Consider the following 6281-nt stretch of genomic DNA (forward strand, 5'->3'; position numbering starts at 1 on the left):
GCTGCGGTGTACCGCGTCAAAGAGATCTTCTACACCCTTCAAGGTGAGGGCACGCATGCTGGACGGCCTGCCGTTTTCTGCCGGTTCACCAGTTGCAATCTGTGGACTGGCCGGGAGAAGGACCGGCACCGTGCAATCTGTAAGTTCTGTGACACCGATTTCGTCGGCACGGACGGGCCCGGCGGCGGACGGTTCCGTACTGCGGCGGACCTGGCTGCCGCAGTCACCCGTGCCTGGGCAGGCGAGCCGCACCCGCGGAGCAAGCCCTACGTCGTCTGCACCGGCGGTGAGCCACTGCTGCAACTCGACGGCGCCGCCGTGCGGGCCCTGCACGACGCCGGCTTCGAGGTGGCGGTCGAGACCAACGGCACCCAGCCGGCACCGGCCGGCCTCGATTGGATCTGTGTCAGCCCGAAGGCGGGCGCAGCGGTCGTGCTGACCCGTGGACACGACCTGAAACTAGTCTTTCCGCAGCCGGGCGCAGAGCCCGAACTGTTCGAGAACCTGGAGTTCGAGCACTTCATGCTTCAGCCGATGGACGGACCGGACCGGGCGCTGAACACCGAGGCAGCCGTCCGCTACTGCATGAAGCATCCACAATGGCGTTTGAGTCTGCAAACGCACAAATACGTAGGAATCGCCTGATGGAAATATTCCGGGAGTTCACCTTCGAAGCTGCCCACCGGCTTCCGAACGTCCCTGAGGGGCACAAATGTGCCCGTTTGCACGGCCATTCCTACCGAGTTCAGGTCCATGTCACGGGTGAGGTCGACCCGCAAGCCGGCTGGCTCATGGACTTCGGCGATCTCAAGGAGGCATTCCAGCCACTACACGCGCAACTCGATCACCACTACCTCAACGAGGTGGCCGGTCTGGAGAATCCAACCAGCGAGGTGCTCGCGCGCTGGATCTGGGACCGACTCATCGATCTGTTGCCGCTGTCCGCCGTGATGGTCCGGGAGACGTGTACTTCTGGCTGCATATATCGAGGGGAGCAGTGATGTTGCCGGACGTGCAGGGACTGCCGGACGAGCGGGGCGTCGCCCTGGACGAGGTCGGGATAGACGGACTGCGCTATCCGTTGTTGATCGCGGACGGGCAGGGCATCAAGCGGGAGACGGTCGCCACCGTCGACATGTCGGTCAGCCTCGAGGCGGGTGTCAAGGGCGCCCATCTGAGCCGGTTCGTGGAGGTCCTGCATGCTTGGCGGGACCAATTGGACGCGACGACCGCGCTCAGCCTCGCCGAGGACGTGCGTACCCGACTCGGCACCAGCAACGCCCGGGTGCGGCTGTCGTTCGCCTACTTCCTTGAACGTCGGGCTCCGATCACTGGGGCACGGTCGTTCTCGGAGTACGAGTGCACGCTGACGGCTGCGGCGAGCGGCGGCGCCAACTCGGTCCTGTTGCAGGTGCGGGTCCCGGTGACCAGCGTCTGTCCCTGCAGCAAGGCGATCAGCGATCGTGGCGCGCACAACCAACGTGGCTACGTCACTATCGAGGCTCGCCCCGCGGTTGACGCACAACTCTGGTTCGACGACCTCATCGATGTCGCCGAGGCCTCGGCGTCCTCCCCGGTGTATGCCCTGCTCAAACGACCGGATGAACGCCATGTCACGATGGCGGGCTACGACAATCCGGTCTTCGTCGAGGACATGGCGCGTCACGTGGTCGTCGCCATGCGTAGCGACAAGCGTATCGCTCGATTCCGCGTCCACGTCGTCAACGACGAGAGCATTCACAATCACGCCGCCTTCGCTCGGCTGGACTGGACGGTGGCCACCGGTGACAAGGACGCGTGATGTCTGATGTAGCGCCAGCGCTCCCGCCGGTCCACATCGTCGTCACCTGCGCCAACCGGAAAAACGCGGTGGTGCCGGACGAGCTTCGGCTCGGCGGGCTGAAGGACCGTCCGCTGGAGCAGCGGTTCTCGATATGGGCAGAGCGACTCGGCGCCACGGCCGCTCCGGTCCTTCCCGCGATCAATCTCTATGCCGGCGAGCACTGGAAGGCCGCCCTGGACCTTCGGCAGACGCTTACAAGCGCCGCGAACCTCTGGGTCTGCTCCGCCGGGTACGGACTGGTCGCTGTGGACACGTCGCTTGCTCCCTACGCGGCGACTTTCGCGCCGGGGGAGAGCGACTCCGCGGGGTCGTCGCCGGCGGCGATGCGCGAGTGGTGGCGGCAACTCACCCGCTGGAGTTGGCCGACCGCGGCGGCGCCGCGCTCCTTCACCGATCTGGCGCGGCAGAACCCGCAAGCCGTCGTCATCGCGGTGCTGTCGGAATCCTATATGCGGGCCTGTTCTGACGACCTCCGCGAGGCGGTCACCTGGATGGCCAGTCGGGAGCAACTGGCGATCCTAGGACCGCCCAAACGGTGCGCGGAAGTCGACGAGTTCGTCGTCCCAGTGAGCGGCGCGTTGCGCCCGGTAGTCGGCGGCAGCATGCAGGCACTCAACGTTCGCGCTGCCGCCTATCTGCTGCGGGCGACGGGTGACAACCTGTCCTACAGCGCGCTCCGCCAACTCGCTCAGGACGCCACCGAGGCGGCTCCGCCTGACCCGGGGCGTCGACCCGCCGGGCGGAAACTGGGCGATGACGAGGTGCGGGAGTACATCCGCCGGTCGCTCGCCGACGGGCCCGGGTCCGCTACGAGTCTCCTGCGGCGGCTGCGCAACGAGGGCCAGTCCTGTGAACAGGCGCGATTCCACGCCTTGTTCGCCGCGATCAAGGCGGAGGTTCGGGGATGACCTCGACCTCCGTCGCCACGAAACAGGTGGTGCGGCGGGCCCTGCGTATCGACCAGACCGGCACCTACCCGCTGTTCGTCTTCGCGTTACGCGCCGACGAGGTGCTTCAGGTCGCGGACATCTCGCGGGTCAGCAGGGACGAGGCCGGCAATCTCATCGGCTATCAGCGGCCCGAGGTGCGCCGGCACGTGGAGGAGATCGTCGAGTACCTCAACACGGAGGGATCGCTGTTTCCTAACCCGATTATCCTGGCGCTGTCGTCGCGGATCCGATTCGAGTCCAGTCGGGGGCCGGGCGCCGGTGACGGCCTCGCCACCTCCGGCAAACTGACTATTCCGCTTCCGGTAAAGGGGAAGCCCAAGCCGGCGTGGATCGTAGACGGCCAGCAGCGGGCGCTTGCCCTGGCGCGGACACACCGCAGTGACTTTCCGGTGCCGGTGACCGCGTTCGTCGCCGACAGCGTCGGCCTGCAGCGCGATCAGTTCCTGCGCGTCAACAACACGCGTCCGCTCCCGCGGGGCTTGGTCACCGAACTGCTCCCGGAAGTGGACAGCCCGCTCCCGCCCCGGTTGGCGATCCGCAAGGCACCCGCGGCCCTGTGCGATGTGCTCAACACGAACCCGGCCTCACCCATGTACGGGCTGATCAAAAGAGCCTCGACGACGCGGGGCCAGGCGCCAAATGCGGTCATCACCGACACCGTCGTCGTCAACATGCTCAATGAGAGCCTCACATCACCGTCCGGGTGCCTGTTCCCCTACCGGGACGTCAGCCGGAACGAGACCGACTTCGATGGGATCCTGCAGGCTCTCTTTATCTATTGGGCGGCGGTCCGGGACACCTTTCCCGACGCCTGGGGTAAATCCACCAACAGAAGCAGGCTGATGCACGGCGCCGGCATCCGCGCGATGGGTCGACTGATGGACCGGATTCTCGGCGTGGTAGACCCGCGGAGCCCGCAAGCTCCGGAGACCATCCGGCAGCACCTCGCGCTCATCGCGCCGTATTGCCATTGGACCGCAGGCACCTGGGAAGACCTCGGCCTGCGCTGGAACGAGATAGAGAATATGCATCGGCACATTCAAGAGTTGTCCAGCTATTTGATCCGGGTCCACCGCAACACCCGGGTGGAGTTGGCGTGAGATTCTTCTTTCCTGACAGCCAGGATCAGGTCGATCCCAACTTCGACTTCGACACCGAGGAGCACAACCCGTTCCGAGTGCGCCAGCGCGACGATCTGTACGCACACGAGGTGCTGACCGGAGCACCGTTCGACGGCCTGCTCGTCTCGAAAGCCATTGTCGACGGCCAGGCCGGCAGCAGCGCCGGCAAGTACACCGTGGCCCAGCGGCATCGGCTCTACCGTGAGGGCGCCCGCCAGTTCTTCCGACTGGACCACGGTCACACGCCCCTAAAAATCATGGGAGACTGCGGGGCGTTCTCCTACGTTTCCGAGGTACGGCCGCCGTACACGGTTGATGAGGTGATCGACTTCTACGCCGGATGCGGATTCGATTACGGCATTTCCGTCGACCACGTCATCTTCCAGTACGACCCCGCCGCGAGCACGGAAAAGGCCCGCGACGAAGGGTGGGCGGAGCGTCAGCGGATCACGCTTGAACTCGCGGAGAGGTTCCTCGACCGATGCGAGACGAGGCGAGCGAGATTCATTCCCTACGGCGTGGCGCAAGGGTGGAGCCCCGCGTCGTATGCCGAGGCGGTGAGCAAACTGCAGGACCTAGGCTATCGGCACATCGCACTCGGCGGAATGGTGCCGCTCAAGTCGCGTGACATCCTGGCCTGTCTCGCGGTGATCAAGCAGGTACTCCGGGACGACATGGAGGTACACCTGCTGGGTATCAGCCGTTGTGATGACGTTCCGAAGTTCGCCGAAGGCGGAGTCACCAGCTTCGACAGCACGTCGCCGTTCCGTCAGGCGTTCAAGGATGACCGCGACAACTACTACACACCGTCGCGAACGTACGTAGCTCTGCGGGTGCCGCAGGTGGACGGCAACGCCAAACTAAAGGCGCGGATCAGGTCCGGCGAGATCAGCCAGGGCACGGCGATGTCCCTCGAACGGGAAGCACTCGAACAACTGCGGCAGTACGACCAGGACAGAACGGACGTGGATTCCGTCGTGCGGGCGCTCGCGAGGTACAGCGAGGTCTGGGACGGCAAGTCCGATCGCAATGGTCAGTATCGTGAGACACTCACCGACCGGCCGTGGCGGAACTGTTCCTGTGACCTCTGCCGGCGGCACGGCATCGAGATTGCGATCTTCAGGGGATCAGAGCGCAACAAACGACGTGGCTTCCACAACCTGTACGTTTTCGAGCAGCAGCTTCGCGCCCGCCAAGAAGGAAGGACCCTGCGTGACCGAGACCTCCGAGTGTGAGACCGGTGCAGCTACCGAACTCCGGCTGCCCGCGCTGAAGATCGATCAGGGACGCGGGCGGAGCCTCTTCACCTTCGCCGTCGATGGCAAGCTGGTGCCGCGGATCGCGACGGTCTCCCGGATCCGCCGTGACCAGGACACCGAGTTGCACGGCTATCAGCGACCGGAGGTGCTGAAACACGTGGCGGCGATCCGCCGCTATATCGAGACCGACGAGAGCCCGCTGCTGCCCAACGCGATCGTTATCGCATTCGACAAACGAGTTCACTTCGAGCAGGCGTCCGCTGCGACGGACGGGCTGGGCTACGTGCAGGCCGGCACTTTGGTGATCCCGCTGATCGACGGTCCGGATCACGGGCTACCCGGCTTCATCGTGGACGGCCAGCAGCGCTGCGCCGCCATCCGCGATGCCAACGTCGACCAGTTCCCGATCAGCATCAACGCCTTCATCACGAGCGAGACAGCCGACCAGCGATCTCAGTTCATCCTGGTCAACTCGACGAAGGCGCTACCCAAGGGCCTGATCCACGAGTTGCTCCCGGGCGCGTCCGGTGCCCTGCCCACCCCACTGCGAGTCCGACAACTGCCGGCCACGCTGCTGGAACGGCTCAACTTCGACGCGACTCGCTCCCCGCTCTATCAGATGGTTCAGACCCCCACCAATCCTAGCGGGTACATCAAGGACAACTCGATGCTCCGGATGCTGGAGAACAGCCTTTCCGACGGGGCACTGTACCGATACCGCAACGACGACGGGCTGCCCCGTATCGGGGAGATGCTCACGCTGCTCTACAATTTCTGGTCTGCAGTAAGCGAGGTCTTCCCCGACGCTTGGAATAAGCCCTCCCGCAAGTCGCGGCTCATGCATGGGGCCGGCATCATCAGCATGGGCTACCTTATGGACGCGATCAGCCACGTCCGCGACAACGCCAGCGAGATCGTCAGTACCGAAGAGTTCGCCGTCGACCTCAAAAGCGTGGCCGAGGACTGCCACTGGACCGAGGGCGAGTGGGAGTTCAGCGATGGTGTCGTCCGCAGGTGGAACGACATTCAGAACACGCCGAAGGATATCCAGCGAGTGGCGGACCTGCTCCAGAACCGCTACCGGCTCAGCCAGTTGCGCTGACCGCCG

Annotated in this window: 7 protein-coding genes; all 7 read left to right on the forward strand. The window is 64.8% G+C overall.

Going from position 1 to position 6281, the window contains the following annotated elements; genetic code table 11:
• The first annotated feature begins 6 nt into the window (after nt 1-6).
• Genes queE through dbpB (AB0I42_RS24585) form a run of 7 tightly spaced genes read left to right on the forward strand, consistent with a single transcriptional unit; the run spans nt 7 to nt 6275 of the window.
• Nucleotides 7-645: a 7-carboxy-7-deazaguanine synthase gene (gene queE / locus AB0I42_RS24555; protein WP_357540419.1), complete on the forward strand. Its 639-nt coding sequence runs from the start codon at nt 7-9 to the stop codon at nt 643-645.
• A complete protein-coding gene (gene queD / locus AB0I42_RS24560) occupies nt 645-1001 on the forward strand; it encodes a 6-carboxytetrahydropterin synthase QueD (RefSeq protein ID WP_357540422.1) in 357 nt (118 codons plus the stop codon). The genes queE and queD overlap by 1 nt, the downstream gene beginning before the upstream one ends.
• Nucleotides 1001-1801, forward strand: a complete 801-nt coding sequence (gene folE2 / locus AB0I42_RS24565) for a GTP cyclohydrolase FolE2 (RefSeq protein ID WP_357540424.1) — start codon at nt 1001-1003, stop codon at nt 1799-1801. Before queD ends, folE2 begins: the two co-directional genes overlap by 1 nt.
• The gene (locus tag AB0I42_RS24570) at nt 1801-2751 is read left to right on the forward strand and encodes a hypothetical protein (protein WP_357540426.1); all 951 of its coding nucleotides are present in this window, start codon (nt 1801-1803) and stop codon (nt 2749-2751) included. Before folE2 ends, AB0I42_RS24570 begins: the two co-directional genes overlap by 1 nt.
• Nucleotides 2748-3893 (forward strand): DGQHR domain-containing protein DpdB, encoded by a 1146-nt coding sequence (gene dbpB / locus AB0I42_RS24575; RefSeq protein ID WP_357540428.1) that lies wholly within the window; start codon nt 2748-2750, stop codon nt 3891-3893. Before AB0I42_RS24570 ends, dbpB (AB0I42_RS24575) begins: the two co-directional genes overlap by 4 nt.
• A complete protein-coding gene (dpdA, locus tag AB0I42_RS24580) occupies nt 3890-5149 on the forward strand; it encodes a tRNA-guanine transglycosylase DpdA (RefSeq protein ID WP_357540430.1) in 1260 nt (419 codons plus the stop codon). Before dbpB (AB0I42_RS24575) ends, dpdA begins: the two co-directional genes overlap by 4 nt.
• Nucleotides 5127-6275: a DGQHR domain-containing protein DpdB gene (dbpB, locus tag AB0I42_RS24585; protein WP_357540432.1), complete on the forward strand. Its 1149-nt coding sequence runs from the start codon at nt 5127-5129 to the stop codon at nt 6273-6275. Before dpdA ends, dbpB (AB0I42_RS24585) begins: the two co-directional genes overlap by 23 nt.
• Nucleotides 6276-6281: the final 6 nt, after the last annotated feature.

The organism is Polymorphospora sp. NPDC050346, from assembly GCF_040655695.1.
GTDB classification, from domain to species: domain Bacteria; phylum Actinomycetota; class Actinomycetes; order Mycobacteriales; family Micromonosporaceae; genus Polymorphospora; species Polymorphospora lycopeni.